We start from the raw sequence: 18,659 nt of genomic DNA, 5'->3' as shown, positions 1-18,659 counted from the left end.
GGCCGCCCGCCGACGGCCCGGCCGCCCGGGACGACCCGCTACCGTGGTGCGGATGAGCACCGAGGAGAAGCCCGCGGCCCCCCGGTCCCTCGCGGAGGCGCTCCGTGCCAGGGACGACGCCTCCCTGGCCGCCCTCCTGCGCAGCCGCCCCGACCTCATCACCCCCGTCCCCACCGACCTCACACAGCTCGCCACCCGGGCCGGCACGCGGGCCTCCGTGGTCCGGGCCCTGGAGCGGCTGGACCGGTTCGCGCTGCAGACGGCCGAGGCGCTGGCCGTGGCGGCGGAACCGGCGCCGTACGGCGAACTGCTCGCCCTGCTCGGCGGGGACGACGCCGACCCGGACGTCGCCGCCGCCCTGCCGCCCGCGCTCGGTGTGCTGCGCACCCAGGCCCTGGTGTGGGGCGACGACGACCGGCTGCGCCTGGTGCGCACCGCCCGCGAACTGCTCGTCCCCTCCCCGCAGCACCCCTCCCCGACCGGCCTCGGCCCCACCGTGCGGGAGGCCACCGCCGGGATGTCCCCGGGCCGCGTCCAGGAGATCCTCACCGCCGCCGGACTGCCCTCGACGCACGACCCGGTCTCCGCGGTGGCCGCGCTGACCGACCTGTTCGACGACCGTACGCGGATGGCGGCACTGCTCGCCGACGCGCCCGCCGAGTCCCGCGAGGTGCTCTCCCGCCTGGTCTGGGGCCCGCCCTACGGCCAGGTCACCCACGACCCCGCCGCCCACCTGCGCTGGCTGCTGGACCGCGGCCTGCTGCTGCCGACCGCGCCCGGCACGGTCGTCCTGCCCCGGGAGGTCGCCCTGCATCTGCGCGCGGGCCGGGCGCACCGCACGCCGGAACCGGTACCGCCGCCGGTGGCGGCCGCCGCCGCGCACTCACCCAAGGTGGTCGACGCCACCGCCGCCGGCCAGGCGCTGACGGCGCTCGACACGGTCGAGGAGCTGCTGAAGGACTGGCACGAGGGCGGCCCGGCCGTACTGCGGGCCGGCGGGCTGAGCGTGCGGGACCTGAAGCGGACGGCGGTCGCCCTGGACGTCCCCGAGCCGGTCGCCGCCTTCTGGGTCGAACTGGCCTACGCGGCCGGACTGCTGGCCTCCGACGGCGAGGCCGACGAGCGGTACGCGGCGACCCCGGCGTACGACGAGTGGCGCGAGCTGCCCGCCGCCGAGCGCTGGGCCCGGCTCGCCGAGGCATGGCTGCGCACGACCCGCGTCTCCGGACTGGTCGGCGGGCGGGACGCGAAGGACCGGACACTGTCCGCGCTGGGTCCGGGCCTGGACCGGTCGGCGGCCTCGGAGGTACGGCACCGGGTGCTGGCGCTGCTGGCGCGACTGCCCGAGGGCGCCGCGCCGGACACCGCGTCGGTGCTGGCCCGGCTGGCCTGGGAGCGTCCGCTGCGCGCCCCCCGGCGGGAGGAGCGCGTCGAACGGGGCGAGGACCCGCGGGCGCGGCTCGCCCGGTGGGCGCTGTCCGAGGCGGAGCTGCTGGGTGTCACCGGGCGCGGCGCGCTGTCGGCGCCCGGCCGGGCACTGATCGGCGCGCCCGCGCCCAGACCTCCGGCGGACGCGGCGCAGGCTGCGCAGGCGGCCTCGGAGTCGTCGGCGCCGGTCGCCGGGCCCGGTGACCGGCTCCCCGTCCACCGCCGCACCCCGCCCGCCGCGGCGCCGCTCTCCGCCGCCGAACAGGCCGCCGCCGCCGGGTCCGCCGCCCGGATCCTGGCGCCCCTGCTCCCCGAACCCCTCGATCACGTCCTGCTCCAGGCCGACCTGACGGCGGTGGCGCCGGGGCCGTTGCGGCGGCCCCTCGCGGACCTGCTGGGCGTGCTCGCGGACGTGGAGTCCAAGGGCGGCGCCACCGTGTACCGGTTCACGCCCGGGTCGGTGCGCCGCGCCCTGGACGCCGGCCGGACCGCCGCCGACCTGCACGCCTTCCTCGCCGCGCACTCCCGCACGCCGGTGCCGCAGCCGTTGGCGTACCTGATCGACGACGTGGCCCGGCGCCACGGGCGGCTGCGGATCGGGGCGGCCTCGGCGTACGTGCGCTGCGACGACGACGCGACGCTCAGCGAGATCCTCGCCGACAAGCGGGCCGCGGGGCTCGGGCTGCGCCGCCTCGCGCCGACCGTGCTGGCCGCCGAGTCCGACCCGGGCGGGCTGCTGGAGGGGCTGCGCGCGATGGGGTTCGCGCCGGCCGCCGAGTCCGCCGGGGGCGATGTGCTGATCGCCCGCGCCGACGCCCACCGCACCCCGCCGCGCACCGCCCCGGAGCCGGTCCCGGACGGCCCGCCGGTGCCCGACGACGCCCTGCTGACGGCCGCGATCCGGGCCGTGCGCGCCGGTGACCTGGCCGCCACCGCCCCGCGCAAGGCGGGCCCCGGCGACACCGGCGCCCCGCCGGCCGGCGGCGGACTGCCCCGCACCGGCGCCGCGGAGACCCTCGCCACCGTGCAGGCCGCGGTGCTGACCGGCGAGTCGCTGTGGATCGGCTACGTCAACGCCGAGGGCGCCGCCAGCCAGCACGTGATCGCCCCGGTCCGCGTCGAGGGCGGCTTCGTGACGGCGTACGACCACACGGCGGACGAGGTCCGCACCTTCCCGCTGCACCGCGTCACGGGGGTCGCGGAGCTGGCGGACTAGGACCGGACCCCCAGACCCCCTGCGGCGAGCCAGGAGCCTCCCGGGGACTTACGCGGCCGGTCCCCGTTCCCCGGCCGCTCCCGCACTTTCGGGTGTACGCGGCGGTTCATGCACGCCACGCCGGGGGTTCCCACGCCAGAGGGAGCTTTCCGCCGCTGCCGCATCGGCCAGCCGGTACCCGGGCAGCCACCGGGTGTCCTGTACCGAAGCGAAAGGAAGTATCCGATGCGTGCCGTCCGTCGTGTCGCCGCCGTCCTGACCTCCACCGTCGCGCTCCTCGGGGTGTTCGCCACCGAGGCGTCCGCGATCGGTATCGACCTCGGTGGCGGTCTTACCCTCTGACCCCTGCGTCACCGGGGCGGGCCGGACCCAGCGCCCCTGGGCCCGGCCCGCCGGTCGCTGCACTCCCCCTCTCCTCCGCTCCCCTTCCCTGGTTGACCTGGTTGACCTGGTTGACCTGGTTGACCTGGTTTCCCTGCTCGCCGCCCCGCCGCCCCGCCCCCGAAAGGCCGTTTCCTCATGCGTACGAAGCTCTCCCTGCCCGCGCGTAACGCCGTCGCCGTCTCCTTCGCCGCCCTGCTCACCGGCGCCGCGCTGCTCGGCGCCCTCGCCCCGGACGCCGGCGCGCAGCCGGAGCCCGTGGCGGTGCTCCCCGAGGGAGTGAGCGTCGAGGGGCCGCTGATCAACACGATCAGTCTGCCCACGCTGCTCTAGCGTGCCGGGTGCGGTAGCTGTCCGCGTCCAGGCGCACGATCTCGGCGTGGTGGACCAGGCGGTCCGCCATCGCCGGGACCGACGGCCCGCTGAAGACCTCGGTCCAGCGGGCGGGGGGCCGGTCCGCGGTCACGATCAGCGAGCCGCGTTCGTAGCGGTGCGCCACGAACTGGAAGAAGAGGGCCGTGGCCGCGGGGTCGAAGGGGGTGTAGCCGACCTCGTCGACGATCAGCAGGGGGTAGGCGTCGAGGGCGGTCAGCTCCTCGGTGAGCCGGCCGGCCGCGTGGGCCTCGGCGAGCCGGGCGGCCCAGGCCGCGGCGGTCGCGCAGAGCACCCGGTGACCGGCCTGGCAGGCACGGACCCCGAGCCCCACGGCCAGATGCGTCTTGCCGGTGCCGGGCGGGCCGACGAACACCGCGTTGTGCCGGGCGGTGACGAAGTCCAGCTTGCCGAGCCGGGCCACGGTGTCCCGGTCGAAGGCCCGGGGGTGGCTCTCGTCGAACTCCTCCAGCACCTTGCGCACGGGGAAGCCGGCGGCCCGCATCCGCTCCTCGGCGCCGGCCGCCTCGCGCGCCTCCGGATCCTCCGCCCGGCGCTGGGCCGGCAGCGGGAAGGGGGTGGGCAGCGCGGCGGGGGCAGGGGCGGACACCGGGACGGGGGCGGGAGGGGGCCCGGGGGCGGGAGGGGGCTCGGGGGCGGGCGTCGCGGTCGTGGGCTCCGCCCGGCGCGGTGCGGGCGGGTGCTCCGACCGGCGGGCCATCGGGCCCGACATGTACGCCAGGATCGCCGCCGAGAAGATGAACGCCATGTGGATGACCGTGCCCCACAGCAGGGCGTGGCGGGAGGTGTGGTGGACGTCCACGAACATCTGGAGCAGATGGACGGAGGAGATGCCGACGATGGCGGTGGCCAGCTTCACCTTCAGCACGTTGGAGTTGACGTGCGAGAGCCATTCGGGCTGGTCGCGGTGGCCCTGGAGGCCGATCCGGGAGACGAAGGTCTCGTACCCGCCGACGATGACCATGATCAGCAGGTTGGCGATCATGACGACGTCGACCAGTTTGAGCACCGCGAGCATGACGTACGTCTCGGTCGCCCGCCCGCTCACACAGCGCAGGATTAAGGCCCACAGCTCGTTGAAGAACTTGTAGACGTACACGCCTTGGGCGGCCACCAGGCCGAAATACAGGGGGGCCTGCAGCCAGCGGGTGGCGAAGAGGGCGTAACCGAGCGTAGGCATCGGGGAGTTCTGCACGGTGGGCACAATCACGTATTTTCCCGGAGCGATCTGGAAAAGCTGACTTCACACCACACGTTGGGATGAAAAGACATTCAGTAGGACGGGACGTCACGGAACACCGTGAACACCTGGCCGCACCTCCGCGATCAGGCACACTGGACGTTTGGCCGAGCCGTCCGGCCAGACGCGAAAGGGTGCCGCCCGTGAATGGTCCGCTGATCGTCCAGTCCGACAAGACGCTGCTCCTGGAAGTCGACCACGAGCAGGCCGACGGCTGCCGCCGCGCCATCGCCCCCTTCGCCGAGCTGGAGCGGGCGCCGGAGCACATCCACACCTACCGGCTGACGCCGCTGGGCCTGTGGAACGCGCGCGCGGCCGGGCACGACGCCGAGCAGGTCGTCGACGCGCTCGTGGAGTACAGCCGCTACCCGGTGCCGCACGCGCTGCTCGTGGACATCGCCGAGACCATGGACCGCTACGGCCGGCTCACCCTGTCCAAGCACCCGGCGCACGGCCTGGTCCTGACCACCACCGACCGGCCGGTCCTGGAGGAGGTCCTGAAGTCGAAGCGGGTCGCGCCGCTGGTCGGCCACCGCATCGACGCCGACACGGTGGCCGTGCACCCCTCCGAGCGCGGGCAGATCAAGCAGACGCTGCTGAAGCTGGGCTGGCCCGCCGAGGACCTCGCCGGTTACGTGGACGGCGAGGCGCACCAGATCGAGCTGACCGAGGACGGCTGGGCGCTGCGGCCGTACCAGAAGCAGGCGGTGGAGAACTTCTGGCACGGCGGGAGCGGGGTCGTGGTGCTGCCCTGCGGCGCGGGCAAGACGCTGGTCGGGGCCGGGGCGATGGCCCAGGCGAAGTCGACCACCCTGATCCTCGTCACCAACACCGTCTCCGCCCGGCAGTGGAAGCACGAGCTGATCAAGCGGACCAGCCTGACCGAGGAGGAGATCGGCGAGTACAGCGGGACCCGCAAGGAGATCCGGCCCGTCACCATCGCCACCTACCAGGTGCTGACCACCCGGCGCAAGGGTGTCTACCCGCACCTGGAGCTGTTCGACTCCCGGGACTGGGGGCTGATCCTCTACGACGAGGTGCATCTGCTGCCCGCCCCCGTCTTCAAGTTCACCGCCGACCTTCAGGCGCGGCGGCGGCTCGGCCTGACCGCGACCCTGGTGCGCGAGGACGGCCGCGAGTCGGACGTGTTCTCGCTGATCGGCCCGAAGCGGTTCGACGCGCCGTGGAAGGAGATCGAGGCGCAGGGCTACATCGCGCCCGCCGACTGCGTGGAGGTCCGCGTCAACCTGACCGACTCCGAGCGGCTGGCGTACGCCACCGCCGAGGCCGAGGAGAAGTACCGCTTCTGCGCCACCACCGCGACCAAGCGGAAGGTGACCGAGGCGATCGTGCGCCGGTTCGCCGGGCAGCAGATCCTCGTCATCGGGCAGTACATCGACCAGCTCGACGAGCTGGGCGAGCACCTGGGCGCGCCGGTGATCAAGGGCGAGACGTCCAACGCGCAGCGGGAGAAGCTCTTCGAGGCGTTCCGGCAGGGCGAGATCAACGTCCTGGTGGTCTCCAAGGTCGCGAACTTCTCCATCGACCTGCCGGAGGCGACGGTCGCCGTGCAGGTGTCGGGGACGTTCGGGTCGCGGCAGGAGGAGGCCCAGCGGCTCGGCCGGGTGCTGCGCCCGAAGGCCGACGGCCACCAGGCGCACTTCTACTCGGTGGTCGCCCGCGACACGCTGGACCAGGACTTCGCCGCCCACCGCCAGCGCTTCCTGGCGGAACAGGGCTACGCGTACCGGATCATGGACGCGGACGAGCTGCTGGCCGACGGCTGACCCGCGGGGCCGGCGGTCACCTGCGGCGGACGCCGGCCTCCTCGCCGTACTCGCCGAGGATCACCACGTCGAAGGCGGCGCCCGCGAAGACCCGGACGGCGCGCAGGGCGTCACCGATCCGGTGCCGGTGGTGACCGGCCGACACGGGCGTGGCACCGGACGCGCGGCCCGGTCCCCGGGCGGGGGAGGTGATTGCTGCGCTCATGTCTCCATAGTGCGAGCCGGGACATAAGGGCCGCATCGGTCTTCCGACCGAACCCGTTATCCGCTGGCCCGCGCCGGGCCGGCTCGCCTACACTCTCCGCTCTTGCCCGCCTCCCCCATGGAGTGCCGCCGCCCGGACGGAAACCGGACGGCATCCGCGGTCGCCACCGGTCCGAACGGTCGGCCGTCCACCCGCAGGTCCTCCGGAGGCACTCCCTTGTCCACGCCCGTCCACGACGACCCGCTCGCACGAGAGCGCTCCCACCTCGGCGCGTCCCGCTCCGCCCTGCGCGCCATGCGCGAGGACGTGGAGTCCCTCGACATCAAGGACGTCACCGCCAACTGGGTCAACGCCGCGGTCCTGGAACGCCAGATCGAGGACCGCGTCAAGGCGCTCGCCGACCTCAGCCACACCCCGCTCTTCTTCGGCCGGCTCGACTACCTGCACCCGCCGGGCGCGGCGGGCGCGGAAGGGGCGGAGGGGGAGCGCTTCTACATCGGGCGGCGGCACGTCCACGACGCCGACGGCGACCCGATGGTGATCGACTGGCGGGCGCCGGTCTCGCAGCCGTTCTACCGGGCGTCGAAGAAGGAACCGATGGACGTCGGGCTGCGCCGCCGCTTCGGCTACACCGGGGGTGAGCTGACCGCCTACGAGGACGAGCACCTCTCCGACCCGGCCGAGGCGGAGGCCACCAGCCGGCTGCTCCAGCGGGAGATCGAGCGGCCCCGCGTCGGTCCGATGCGCGACATCGTGGCGACGATCCAGCCCGAGCAGGACGAGATCGTGCGGGCCGGGCTGGCCGGTTCGGTCTGCGTGCAGGGCGGCCCCGGCACCGGCAAGACGGCCGTCGGCCTGCACCGGGTGGCGTACCTGCTGTACGCGCACCGCGAGCGCCTCGCCCGTACCGGCACCCTCGTCATCGGACCGAACGCGTCCTTCCTGCGGTACATCGAGCAGGTGCTGCCCGCGCTGGGCGAGCTGGCGGTCCGGCAGGCCACCGTGGACGACCTGGTGGCCCATGTCGAGGTGCGCGGCGCCGACGAGGCGGCGACGGCCGTCGTCAAGGGCGACGCCCGGATGGCCGAGGTGCTGCGCCGGGCGCTGTACTCCCATGTGACGCCGCCCGCCGAGCAGGTCGTCGTGGTGCGCGGCTCGCGCCGCTGGCGGGTGCCGGCCGACGAGTTCCAGGAGGTGGTGACGGAGCTGCTGGAGCGCGGCATCCGTTACGGCGCCGCCCGCGAGGCGCTGCCCCGGCGTCTGGCGCACGCGGTGCTGGTGCGGATGGAGCGGGCCGGTGAGGCGCCGGACGACCGGGTGCAGGACGCGGTGGCGCGGAACCCGGCGGTGAAGGCGGCCGTGAAGCAGGTCTGGCCGGCCGTCGACCCCGCCAAGCTGGTACTGCGGCTGCTGACGGACGCCGGTTTCCTCGCCGCGCACTCCGCGGGCGTCCTCACCGAGGAGGAGCGCAAGGCGATCCTGTGGCGGAAACCGGCGCGGTCGGTGCGGTCCGCCAAGTGGTCGCCGGCGGACGCGGTGCTGATCGACGAGGCCACCGACCTGATCGAGCGCACCCACTCCCTCGGGCACGTGGTCCTGGACGAGGCGCAGGACCTCTCCCCCATGCAGTACCGGGCGGTGGGCCGGCGCTGCACCACCGGTTCGGCGACCGTCCTCGGCGACCTGGCGCAGGGCACCACGCCCTGGGCGACCCGGAGCTGGGCCGAGGCCCTCGGTCACCTCGGCAAGGAGGAAGCGGTGGTCGAGGAGCTGACGGCCGGTTTCCGGGTGCCGACGGACGTGATCGCGTACGCCTCCCGGCTGCTGCCGCACATCGCGCCGGGGCTGACGCCGGTGGCGTCCGTCCGGGAGAACCCCGGCTTCTTCGAGATCCGTGCCGCGGCCACCGCCGCCGACGTGGTGGCGGGGTGCCGGGAGCTGCTGGGCCGGGAGGGGTCGACCGGGCTGATCGCCGCGGACGCCCGGGTGCCGGAGCTGGCGGCGGCCCTCGCGGCGGCCGGGATCGGCCATCTCGCGCCCGGCGAGGAGACCACCCGCGAGACCCGGCTCACCCTGGTCCCCGCCTCACTGGCCAAGGGCCTGGAGTACGACTACGTCGTACTGGACGAGCCGCGGGCCGTGGTCGACGGCGAACCGGACGAGCGCACGGGCCTGCGGCGCCTTTACGTCTGTCTGACCCGTGCGGTGTCCGGCCTGATCGTCACGCACGCCACGGAGCTGCCGGAACAGCTCACGTCGGAGCTGCCGGAGCAGCCCGCGTAGGAGGCTGCCGGGGCAGCCCGCCCCCGGCGGTGCCCGGTCCCGGTTCTCAGTCGCCCAGTACCGTCCGCCACTGGGCGACGGCCGCCGCCGAGACCGGGCCGGCCCAGCCCCGGGGGCGGGCCGCGCCGCCGATGTGGAAGGCGTCGATACCGGCGTCCAGCAGGGTCGGGACGTGGTCCAGGCGCAGCCCGCCGCCGACCAGGAGCCGCTGCTCGTAGCCGGGCTCGCCGCGCCGCCGGGCCTCGCCGAGCAGGGTGGGCAGGCCGTCGTCGACGCCGGTGGCCGAGCCGGCCGTCAGATAGGTGTCGAGGCCGGGGAAGTCCGCGAGCCGCTTGCGCAGCGAGTTGCGGTCGGCGGCGCGGTCGACCGCCCGGTGGAACGTCCACCGGCACCCGTGGAGCACCTCGGCGAGCCGCTCCACCGCCGCCAGGTCGACATCGCCGTGCGGGTCGAGGAACCCGAGGACGAACTCCTCGGCGCCCGCCTCCCGCAGCTCCCGCGCGACCCGCACCAGTCGCTCCACGTCCCCGGCGGCGAAGCCGTCCGCCAACCGCAGCATCACGCGTACGTCGATGTCGACGGCCGCGCGGATCGCGGCGACGGTGGCGACCGGCGGGGTGAGCCCGTCGGAGGCCATGTCGGTGACCAGTTCGAGGCGGTCCGCGCCTCCGGCCCGGGCGGCGACCGCGTCCTCGACGTCGAGGGCGATCACCTCCAGGACTGCACGCTTGCTCATGGGACCCCATTCATCGGCGGCTACAGGTGGAGCTGGAGCTAGAGCCGGAGCCATAGCTGGACCAAGAGGTCTAGTCCATTCCAAGCCTACGCTGCCGGGCCCCCCGAGGTCCCGCCGACGCCGCTCGCCGGACCCGAGGATGTCCGGTTCCCCCTCCCCCGCCCCGGCCCGGCCGGCCGGCCGGGACAATGGGCGGATGGCCGATCCCGATCCCGACGTCCTGCGTTCCCGCTTCGCCCGTGCCCTGGAGGGCGCCCGGCACCCCGGCTCCGGCCCGGACCCGGCGCCGTACGCCGACGCGCTGCTGCGCCGCTGGCGGGAACCGCACCGGCGCTACCACACGGTCGCCCATCTGACGGCGGTCCTCGACCACGTCGACCTCCTCCAGGAGCACGCCGCCGATCCGGACGTGGTCCGGCTGGCCGCCTGGTTCCACGACGCCGTGTACCTGCCCGACCGCTCCGAGAACGAGGAGCGCTCCGCCCGGCTGGCCGAGCGGGCCCTGCCGGAGGCCGGGGTGACGGCGGAGCGCACCGCCGAGGTGGCCCGGCTGGTGCGGCTGACCACCGGGCACCACCCGGCCGCCGGCGACCGCGACGGCGAGGTGCTCTGCGACGCCGACCTGGCCGTCCTCGCCTCGCCGCCGGCCGCGTACGCCGCCTACACCCTCGCCGTGCGCGAGGAGTACCACTTCGTGCCGGGCGACGCCTTCCGCGCGGGCCGGGCCGCGATCCTGCGCGAACTCCTGGGCCTGCCCGGCCTGTTCCGTACCCCGTACGGGCGGCGGGAGTGGGAGGCGACCGCGCGCCGCAACCTCACCGGCGAGCTGGAAATGCTGTCGCTCGGCGACCGTCCGGCCCCGTAGCCTGCCCGCCATGCGGAACATGGGCGGGGACCGGGTGGAGGAGGCCGTCGCGGGCGCCGTTTCGGCACTGCGCGCGGCGGTCGGCGCGGACTGGGACGAGGTGCGCGGCCAGGGCCTGGACTGGAGCGTCCGCGAGACGGCGGTGCATGTCGCTGAGTGCCTGGTCGCTTACGCCGGCCAGCTCACCGGACGCGCCACCGACAGCTACGTCCCGTTCGAGCTGCGCCTGGAGGAGGACACCGACAACACGGGCGTCCTGCGGGTGGTGGAGGCGATGGGCGGGCTGCTCGCCGCCACCGTGCGCACCACGCCGCGCGGGGTCCGCGCCTTCCACCCGTACCCCTTCCGCAGCGCCGACCGCGAGGGCTTCGCCGCGATGGGCGTCGCGGAGGTACTGCTGCACACCCACGACATGGCCCGCGGCCTCGGCGTCGCCTACGAGCCGGACGCCGAGGTGTGCGCGTACGTCCTGACCCGGATCTTCCCGCACGTACGGCCCGGCCCCGGCCACTGGCGCACCCTGCTGTGGGCCACCGGCCGCGGCGACCTGCCCGGCCGGGCCCCGGTGACCGACTGGCGCTGGCACAACAACCTGGTGATCCCCGCCGAACGGCTCGTCCTGACGGGTGTCACCCCGGCCGCCGCGACCGACCTGGGCCTGGGCGGCGACGGCGGCTTCGACTGGATCGAGGGCGGGCCCATCGAGGGCACCCGGGAGGGCGCGGGGCTGGTCGCGAAGGGGTACGAGGCGGGCGTGCACCGCCCCGAGTGGGGGATGTACGCGCTGGTGCGCCGCACGGACGCGCGGGCGGTCGGCGCCATGGGCTTCCACGGCGTACCGGACGAGGAGGGCCGCGTCGAGGTCGGCTACGACCTCGTGGCGGGCGCCCGCGGCCAGGGGTACGCGACCGAGGCGCTGCGCGCGCTGTCCGCGTGGGCGCTCGCCCGCGAGGAGGTGACCCGCGTCTTCGCGACCGTCGAGCACGGCAACCTGCCGTCGCGGGCCGTCCTCGGCCGGGCGGGTTTCACCCTCGTCGCCGCCGAGGACGAGGGACACCTCGCCTACGAACTGCGCGAGCCGCGCGGCTGAGGGCGGCCCTTCGGGCGGCGCAGCCCCGCGTCCGTGAGCCTGCGCACCAGTTCCTTCGAGCCGATCTCGACCGCCCCGGCCGCCACCGCGTCCGCGTACCGGTGGGAGGGGAGGTCGTAGTGGTCGCGTTCGAAGGCGCGGCGGGGCACCCCGAGGCCGGCCGCGAACGCGTGGAGTTCGGCGAAGGAGTCGTCGCTGACCAGGTGCGACCACATCCGGCCGTGACCGGGCCAGGTCGGCGGGTCGAGGTAGACGGTCACCGCGGGGCCTTCGCGCGGGCGCTCACGAGGAGGCCGGGCCGGGAGCCGCTCCGCCGGTGGCCGCGCCCAGCGAGCCGACCGCCGCGACCTGCACACCCGCCTCGGAGCAGACCCAGTGCGGGTCGGGGCCCAGCTCCGGTTCGACGTCCAGGGCATGGGGCTCGCCGGAGCCGCAGACCGGGCAGAGCGGCCAGCGGCCGTACCGCTCCAGCAGGGCGTCCTGTACGTCCTGGGCGACCAGCCCCGCCACGAACGCCGCGCCCTCGGGCCACTGCTCCACCCACCACCGCCGCTGTGTGACGGCCTCCTCGACCAGCGAGACGACGTCCCGCTCGGCGACCTCGCCGGCGACCAGGTCGGCGAGAACAAGGGCGCGCGCGGCATGCAGTGCCTGCTCCAAGGGGCTGATGGGGTTCATGCACCCATTGTGCGCACTCTTGACCCGAACGCCGAAACGAAAATATCTTTCACGCGTGAGCGAGAACGTGAAGGAAACTTTCCGCACGCCGGGCGGCCGCGGGGGCGGGGACGGCCGGAGCGACGGCCGAGGTGACCGGAGTGACGGCGGAGATGGCCGGAACACGCCGCCCGTGCCCGCCGCGCTCGCCGCCAAGGTGCGCACCCTGGCTCCGTCGATGACCCGTTCCATGCAGCGGGTAGCCGAGGCCGTCGCCCGCGATCCGGCGGGCTGCGCGGCCCTCACGGTCACCGGCCTCGCCGGGCTGACCGGCACCAGCGAGGCGACCGTGGTGCGCACCGCGCGGCTGCTCGGCTACCCCGGCTACCGCGACCTGCGGCTCGCCCTGGCCGGACTCGCCGCCCAGCAGCAGTCCGGGCGGGCGCCCACCCTCACCACCGACATCGCGGTGGACGACCCCCTGTCCGACGTCGTCGCCAAACTCGCCCACGACGAGCAGCAGACCCTCGCCGACACGGCGGCCGGTCTGGACACCGCGCAGCTCGGCGCGGCCGTCACCGCGCTGGCCGCCGCGCGCCGCACCGACGTGTACGGGATCGGCGCGTCCGGTCTGGTCGCCCAGGACCTGGTGCAGAAGCTGCTGCGGATAGGGCGCATAGCCCACGCGCACAGCGATCCGCACCTCGCCGTCACCAACGCGGTGCAACTGCGCGCCGGGGACGTGGCGATCGCGATCACCCACTCCGGTTTCACCGGGGACGTCATCGAGCCGTTGCGGGTCGCCTTCGAGCACGGGGCGACGACCGTCGCGGTGACGGGGCGGCCGGACGGTCGCGTGACGCAGTACGCCGACCATGTGCTGACGACGTCGACCTCCCGGGAGAGCGAGCTGCGGCCCGCGGCGATGTCGTCCCGGACCAGTCAGTTGCTGGTGGTGGACTGTCTGTTCGTGGGGGTGGCGCAGCGGACCTACGAGTCGGCGGCGCCGGCGCTCTCCGCGTCGTACGAGGCGCTGGCTCACCGGCACGGGGCGTACCGCGGGAGAGCGTAGGGGTGTGCCCCGTGCCCCGCGGCGCTCCGCCGGTAACGGCCGCGTGCCCGTGACGGCCTCCTGCCCGTGACGGCCTCACACTCACCGAAGTCGAAAAGAGTCGCACCCTGATGACTGCCACTCCTCCCCGGCCCGACCTCCGTTCCCAGTTGGAGACGCTCACCACCGAGGCGTTCCGGCCCGAACTCGCCGAGATCGACCGGTTGCCCACCCTGGACCTCGCGCGGCTGATGAACGGCGAGGACGCCGGTGTGCCCGGCGCGGTGGCCCGGCGGCTGCCGGAGATCGCCGCCGCGGTCGACGCCGTCGCCGACCGGATGGCCCGCGGCGGACGGCTGGTCTACGCGGGCGCCGGTACGGCGGGCCGGCTGGGCGTGCTGGACGCCGCCGAGTGCCCGCCGACCTTCAACACCGCACCCGGGCAGGTCGTCGGCGTGCTCGCGGGCGGGCCGGACGCCCTGGTCAGCTCCGTCGAGGGCGCCGAGGACTCCGCGGCGCTGGCCCGCGCCGACCTCGACGCGCTCGGGCTCGGCCCCGAGGACACGGTGGTCGGCGTCTCCGCCTCCGGCCGCACCCCGTACGCCGTCGGCGCCGTCGCGCACGCCCGCGCGCTCGGGGCGCTGACCGTCGGCCTGTCGTGCAACGAGGGCAGCCCGCTCGCCGCCGCGGCCGACCACGGCATCGAGATCGTCACCGGACCCGAGCTGATCACGGGCTCGACCCGGCTGAAGGCCGGCACCGCACAGAAACTCGTCCTCAACATGCTGTCGACGATCACGATGATCCGGCTCGGCAAGACGTACGGGAACCTGATGGTCGACGTCCGCGCCTCCAACGAGAAGCTGCGGGCCCGGTCCCGGCGGATCGTCGCCCTCGCGACCGGCGCCCCGGACGCCGAGATCGAGGCCGCGCTGGACGCCACCGGCGGCGAGGTCAAGCCCGCCGTCCTGGTGGTGCTGGCCGGTGTCGACGGCCCGGCGGCCGCCCGCCTTCTGGAGGACTCCGGCGGCCATCTGCGCGCCGCGCTCGCCGCCGCGCACGGCTGAGCGGCACGCTCGGGGGATGCGCCCCGACCCCCGCTCCGCGGCCGCCGCCCTCCTCCCCCTGGTCGGCGGCCCCGCGAACGTCGTCTCCGTCGCCCACTGCGTGACCCGCCTGCGCCTGGTCCTGGCGGACCGGTCCCGGGTGCGGGAGGCGGAGCTGCGGGCCCTGCCCGGCGTGCTCGGCGTGGTCGAGGACGGCGCGTCGTACCAGGTGGTGCTGGGGCCCGGGGTGGTCGGCCGGGTGACGGCGGCGTTCGAGGGGCTGCTGGCGGCCGCCGACGACGGCGGGACCGGCGGCGCGGGCGGGACCGGCGGCGCGGGTGCGGGCGGCGCGGGTGCGGGCGGCGGGACGGCCGAGGTCCTGGCCCGGCGCGGCGCGGAGCTGAAGGCGCGGCAGAAGCGGCGCGCCGCCACCCCGCTGAAGACCGCCCTGCGCCGCGTCGCGGGCATCTTCGTGCCCCTCATCCCCGCTCTGATCGGCTGCGGCATCATCGCCGGGGTCGGCGGCCTGCTCACCAACCTCGGCCTGCTTCCCGGCCTCACGCCCGCGCTCGCCGCGCTCGCCGCCGCCTTCATGGCGCTGATCGCGGTGTTCGTCGGCTACAACACGGCGAAGGAGTTCGGCGGCACCCCGGTACTGGGCGGCGCGGTCGCCTCCGTCGTCGTCTACCCGGGCGTGGCGAAGGTGACGGTGTTCGGCTCCGCGCTCGCCCCGGGACAGGGCGGCGTCCTCGGCGCGCTGGCCGCGGCGCTGCTCGGCACGTACGTGGAGAAGTGGTGCCGCGCCCGCCTCCCCGGCACCGCGGACGTCCTGCTCACCCCGACCCTCACCGTGCTGGTCCCGGGCCTGGCCACCCTCTACGTCCTGATGTACCCGGCCGGTGAGATCGCGGCCGCGACCGGCACGGCGGCCACCTGGCTGCTCGCCACGACCGGCGCCTTCGCCGGACTGCTCCTCGGCGGACTCTTCCTGCCCCTGGTGATGCTGGGCCTGCACCAGGCCCTGATCCCCCTGCACACCACCCTGATCGAGCAGCAGGGCCACACCGTCCTGCTGCCGCTCCTCGCCATGGCCGGCGCCGGCCAGGTCGGCGCGGCGGCGGCGGTGTACGTCCGGATGCGCCACGACACCACCCTGCGGGCCACCATCAGGTCGGCGCTCCCGGCGGGCCTGCTCGGCGTGGGCGAGCCACTGATCTACGGCGTCTCGCTGCCGCTCGGCCGCCCGTTCCTGACCGCCTGCGTGGGCGGCGCGGCCGGCGGCGCCTTCGTCGGGTTCTTCGCGATGCTCGGCACGGAGGTCGGGTCGACGGCGATCGGCCCGTCGGGCTGGGCCCTGTTCCCCCTCCTCGCGGGCGACGCGGGCCTCGCGGTGACGGCCGGGGTGTACGGCGGCGGACTGCTGACCGGGTACGCGGTCGGCTTCGCGGCGACCTACCTCTTCGGCGGGCTGCTCGGGACCGGCGCTGTCGGTGCCGTGTGCGATTCTGAGGAGCATGAACCACGCCCAGCTAACCGCCCTGGGCCGCGCCCTGCGTCTTCTCGGTGAGCACGGCGAGGCGCTGGCCGGCGACACCCCCGACACCAAGCTGCACGAGGTCGGGGCGGACCTGCGCCGCGCCCTGGCCCTGCTGGACGAGAGCGTCTCGACGACCGCGCCCAGCACCCGCTGCCCCGAACATCCCAACGGGCCGGTCGACAAGTCCGCGCCCGACCTGTGCCTGCTGTGCGAGACCCGCCGCCGCTCCGCCCGCCGCGCCGAGTACGGCGGCGGCCCGGTCCGCACCGGCCCCGTCGAGCCGGTCCAGTCCCGCTACGGGGTGCGCGCCGACCGTCCCCAGCCGCAGCAGCGCTGGCTGCCGGAGCTGTGGAACGGGCAGGAGTGGCAGCTCTGCGGCACCCCGCGCCGCGACCGCCGCGAGGCGGAGCTGTACCTCAGCGCGCAGCGGCGCGGCCCCCGCCAGGCGATGGCCTACCGGCTGGTCCACGAGTTCACCGACTACGAGGTGCTGCGGGTGTGGGGCACACCGGTGCGGGTGGACATCGAGCCGATGGGCGGCATCTGAGGTTCCCGCCGGGGGTGGCCCTATAACTTTCCAGGTTCCGGTGAGCGCGCCGTCATGTCAGCGTGTGCTCGCCGGAACGCCCGGAGCGGGACCGGCGGCGTCACACCACAAGCCGCTCCATGACCCATAGGGGGAACCATGCGCTCGACCACCCTGAAACGGACCGCCGTCGCCGTCGTCGCCGCGGCGGGTATCGCCGCCGGGAGCCTCGCGGGCGCGACCGCCGGCGCCGCCGCACCCGGCACGGGTGCCCCGCAGACCGTGGTGACCGGCGAGGCCGGCGTGCTCGCGGTGCACAACTTCGGCCTCAGCTCCAGCCAGGCCAAGGGCGTCCAGCGCTGGCTGGCGGCGCGCTGGAGCTACAACGACTCGATCGACGGGCAGCTCGGCAGCAACAGTTGGAAGGCGTTCCAGCGGCACCTCAAGGCGGACTGGGGCTACGGCGGCGCGATCGACGGCATCCCCGGGTCCAACACGGTCAAGGCGTTGCAGCGCAAGCTGAGCCAGTCGCCGTACGGCTACAACGGCGCGATCGACGGCATCGCCGGGTCCGGGACCCAGGCGGCGTTCAAGAAGTTCGCCGACTGGGCCGCCGGCGCCTACTGATCCGCTCCGGCCGCGCTCGCGCGACGGCGCCGGGGACGAGCCTCAGGGGCGCTGGAGGAGCGGCAGCGCCCCGAACTCGTGCTTCGCCCACAGGCCCCGTGCCGTCTCCTCGGGGTACGGCACGACGGCCGGCTCCGCGTCCAGTACCCGCACCAGGCGCCGTTCGGTGTCGTAGGCGGGCCAGCCCGGGTCACCGGTCCTCGCGAACGCCGTCCAGGACGCGCGGAAGCGGGCGGACAGCTCCTGGGCCACCGGGGTGGGCGCCGCCCCGTCGAAGAGCAGTATGCCGAGGTCGGCGTCGAAGGTGCCGAAGAGCAGCGGCAGGTCGAGGCCGTGGCAGGCGCCCAGGACACCGCCGTTGCCCGGGGCCGGCCAGGTCAGCTCGTAGGCGTGCGCCCGGCCGCCGCCCGCGAGGTGGGCCTCGGCCAGCTTCATCGTCGGCGCGGCGAACAGCCAGTCGCTCTGGACCCGCTCGTACAGCTCGCCGGCGCTCGCGTCGGGAAAGGCGGCGCGGTAGCCGGTCTCGCCGTCCGGGCCGGGGGCGTACAGCCGCAGCGCGGCCGCCGCCCGCTCGTCGGTGATCTTCCCCAACTGTCCGGCCATGGCGATGAAGAGGCGGAACTCGTCCCGGTTGTGCCCGGCGACCAGGTCGACGCCGGCCGACGCCCCGGCCGCCAGCGCCTGCCAGGGCGCGGTGGGCAGCACCTCACCGTCCACGACCGGCGAGTACGGCGTCACCGTCGGCGCGGCCTGCCCCCAGCGGTCCACGTACCGGGGCATCTTCGCGGCCAGCGTCCGGCCCGCCTCGACCAGCCGGTCCGGGGCCACGGCCGACAGGTCGGCGACGGTCGGGCGCAGGCCCGCCTCGGCGGCGAGGGCGGTGCCGATGTCCCGGGCGAGCGCGTCGGAGAAGAACGTGCCCGGCACGCTCTGGACGATCGCCCGCCGCAGCAGCCCGGCGGCCCGGTCCATGGCCAGCAGCGAGGCGATCGACCCGGCACCGGCCGACTCGCCGAACACGGTGACCTGGTCCGGGTCGCCGCCGAACCCGGCGATGTTGTCCCGTACCCACTCCAGCGCGGCCACCTGGTCGAGCAGCCCGCGGTTGGCGGGCGCGCCCTCGATGTGGGCGAAGCCCTCCATGCCCAGGCGGTAGTTGAGGGTGACGACGACGAGGTCGCCGTCGGCGGCGATGTGCCGGGCGTCGTAGCCGGGGCTGCCGCCGTGGCCGAGCTTGTAGGCACCGCCGTGGATCCACACCATCACCGGGCGGCGCGCGGCGGGATCGGCGTCGGGCGTCCACACGTTGACGGTCAGCCAGTCCTCGCCCGCCGAGGCGCGCGGCGGGACGGTCTGACCGGCCAGGCCGAGGTCCTGCGGGGGCGGCGGACCGAAGGCGTACGCCTCCCGTACGCCGTCCCAGGGCTCGGCCGGGCGCGGTGCGGCGAACCGGGCCGGGCCGACCGGCGGCGCGGCGAACGGGATGCCGCGGAAGACGGCCAGGCCGTCCTCCCGGCGTCCGCGCACCGCGCCGGCGGCGGTACGCACCACGGGTGCGGGGTTCTCGTGCTCCGTCATCGGTCACTCCTCG

Annotated in this window: 17 protein-coding genes; 11 read left to right on the top strand and 6 right to left on the bottom strand. The window is 75.1% G+C overall.

The features are described from left to right. Positions 1-52 precede the first annotated feature (52 nt). Both ABEB00_RS21490 and ABEB00_RS21485 read left to right on the top strand, forming a co-directional pair. Positions 53-2,644, top strand: a complete 2,592-nt coding sequence (locus ABEB00_RS21490) for a helicase-associated domain-containing protein (RefSeq protein ID WP_345621592.1) — start codon at positions 53-55, stop codon at positions 2,642-2,644. A 519-nt stretch (positions 2,645-3,163) separates the two neighbouring features. Continuing rightward, positions 3,164-3,358 carry a hypothetical protein gene (locus ABEB00_RS21485; RefSeq protein WP_345621590.1) on the top strand — a complete coding sequence of 65 codons (195 nt, stop codon included), beginning with the start codon at positions 3,164-3,166 and terminating at the stop codon, positions 3,356-3,358. Here the strand turns inward: ABEB00_RS21485 and istB are convergent. Then, a complete protein-coding gene (gene istB, locus ABEB00_RS21480; RefSeq protein WP_345621589.1) occupies positions 3,336-4,598 on the bottom strand; it encodes an IS21-like element helper ATPase IstB in 1,263 nt (420 codons plus the stop codon). The genes ABEB00_RS21485 and istB overlap by 23 nt on opposite strands. A gap of 203 nt (positions 4,599-4,801) precedes the next feature. On the opposite strand from istB, the gene ABEB00_RS21475 reads away from it, so the two are divergent. After that, positions 4,802-6,445, top strand: coding sequence for a DNA repair helicase XPB (locus tag ABEB00_RS21475; protein ID WP_345621588.1), 1,644 nt, complete (start codon positions 4,802-4,804; stop codon positions 6,443-6,445). 16 nt (positions 6,446-6,461) lie between these two features. Here ABEB00_RS21475 and ABEB00_RS21470 read toward each other — a convergent pair whose 3' ends face one another. After that, positions 6,462-6,650, bottom strand: coding sequence for a hypothetical protein (locus ABEB00_RS21470; protein ID WP_345621586.1), 189 nt, complete (start codon positions 6,648-6,650; stop codon positions 6,462-6,464). 216 nt (positions 6,651-6,866) lie between these two features. Here ABEB00_RS21470 and ABEB00_RS21465 point away from each other — a divergent pair, with 216 nt between their 5' ends. Next, complete coding sequence (locus ABEB00_RS21465; RefSeq protein WP_345621585.1) at positions 6,867-8,933, top strand: HelD family protein; 2,067 nt, start codon at positions 6,867-6,869, stop codon at positions 8,931-8,933. A 46-nt stretch (positions 8,934-8,979) separates the two neighbouring features. Here the strand turns inward: ABEB00_RS21465 and ABEB00_RS21460 are convergent, their stop codons facing one another. Further along, complete coding sequence (locus ABEB00_RS21460; protein WP_345621584.1) at positions 8,980-9,669, bottom strand: copper homeostasis protein CutC; 690 nt, start codon at positions 9,667-9,669, stop codon at positions 8,980-8,982. Positions 9,670-9,865: 196 nt separating this feature from the next. On the opposite strand from ABEB00_RS21460, the gene ABEB00_RS21455 reads away from it, so the two are divergent. Continuing rightward, positions 9,866-10,534, top strand: coding sequence for an HD domain-containing protein (locus ABEB00_RS21455; protein WP_345621583.1), 669 nt, complete (start codon positions 9,866-9,868; stop codon positions 10,532-10,534). A gap of 10 nt (positions 10,535-10,544) precedes the next feature. Next, the gene (locus ABEB00_RS21450; protein ID WP_345621582.1) at positions 10,545-11,624 is read left to right on the top strand and encodes a GNAT family N-acetyltransferase; all 1,080 of its coding nucleotides are present in this window, start codon (positions 10,545-10,547) and stop codon (positions 11,622-11,624) included. Here ABEB00_RS21450 and ABEB00_RS21445 read toward each other — a convergent pair. Beyond that, the gene (locus ABEB00_RS21445; protein WP_345621580.1) at positions 11,597-11,884 is read right to left on the bottom strand and encodes a DUF4031 domain-containing protein; all 288 of its coding nucleotides are present in this window, start codon (positions 11,882-11,884) and stop codon (positions 11,597-11,599) included. The genes ABEB00_RS21450 and ABEB00_RS21445 overlap by 28 nt on opposite strands. A gap of 22 nt (positions 11,885-11,906) precedes the next feature. After that, positions 11,907-12,302: a hypothetical protein gene (locus ABEB00_RS21440; protein ID WP_345621578.1), complete on the bottom strand. Its 396-nt coding sequence runs from the start codon at positions 12,300-12,302 to the stop codon at positions 11,907-11,909. Between the two features lie 55 nt (positions 12,303-12,357). Here ABEB00_RS21440 and ABEB00_RS21435 point away from each other — a divergent pair, with 55 nt between their 5' ends. The 5 genes from ABEB00_RS21435 (at position 12,358) to ABEB00_RS21415 (ending at position 17,068) form a co-directional block, all read left to right on the top strand. Next, positions 12,358-13,353, top strand: coding sequence for a MurR/RpiR family transcriptional regulator (locus tag ABEB00_RS21435; RefSeq protein WP_425586544.1), 996 nt, complete (start codon positions 12,358-12,360; stop codon positions 13,351-13,353). Positions 13,354-13,463: 110 nt separating this feature from the next. After that, positions 13,464-14,399 (top strand): N-acetylmuramic acid 6-phosphate etherase, encoded by a 936-nt coding sequence (murQ, locus tag ABEB00_RS21430; protein WP_345621576.1) that lies wholly within the window; start codon positions 13,464-13,466, stop codon positions 14,397-14,399. 16 nt (positions 14,400-14,415) lie between these two features. Beyond that, positions 14,416-15,945: a PTS transporter subunit EIIC gene (locus tag ABEB00_RS21425; RefSeq protein WP_345621575.1), complete on the top strand. Its 1,530-nt coding sequence runs from the start codon at positions 14,416-14,418 to the stop codon at positions 15,943-15,945. Beyond that, positions 15,893-16,462 (top strand): hypothetical protein, encoded by a 570-nt coding sequence (locus tag ABEB00_RS21420; protein WP_345621574.1) that lies wholly within the window; start codon positions 15,893-15,895, stop codon positions 16,460-16,462. Before ABEB00_RS21425 ends, ABEB00_RS21420 begins: the two co-directional genes overlap by 53 nt. Positions 16,463-16,600: 138 nt before the next feature. Then, on the top strand, positions 16,601-17,068 hold the full coding sequence (locus ABEB00_RS21415; RefSeq protein WP_345621572.1) for a peptidoglycan-binding domain-containing protein: 468 nt from the start codon (positions 16,601-16,603) through the stop codon (positions 17,066-17,068). Between the two features lie 42 nt (positions 17,069-17,110). Here the strand turns inward: ABEB00_RS21415 and ABEB00_RS21410 are convergent, their stop codons facing one another. Next, entirely contained in the window at positions 17,111-18,646 is a 1,536-nt protein-coding gene (locus tag ABEB00_RS21410) for a carboxylesterase/lipase family protein (protein ID WP_345621571.1), read from the bottom strand. Positions 18,647-18,659: the final 13 nt, after the last annotated feature.

This window comes from Streptomyces ziwulingensis (genome assembly GCF_039542605.1).
GTDB classification, from domain to species: Bacteria; Actinomycetota; Actinomycetes; order Streptomycetales; family Streptomycetaceae; genus Streptomyces; species Streptomyces ziwulingensis.
The sequence above is the reverse complement of the archived record's forward strand: the minus strand, read 5'-3'. Positions and strand labels throughout refer to the sequence as shown.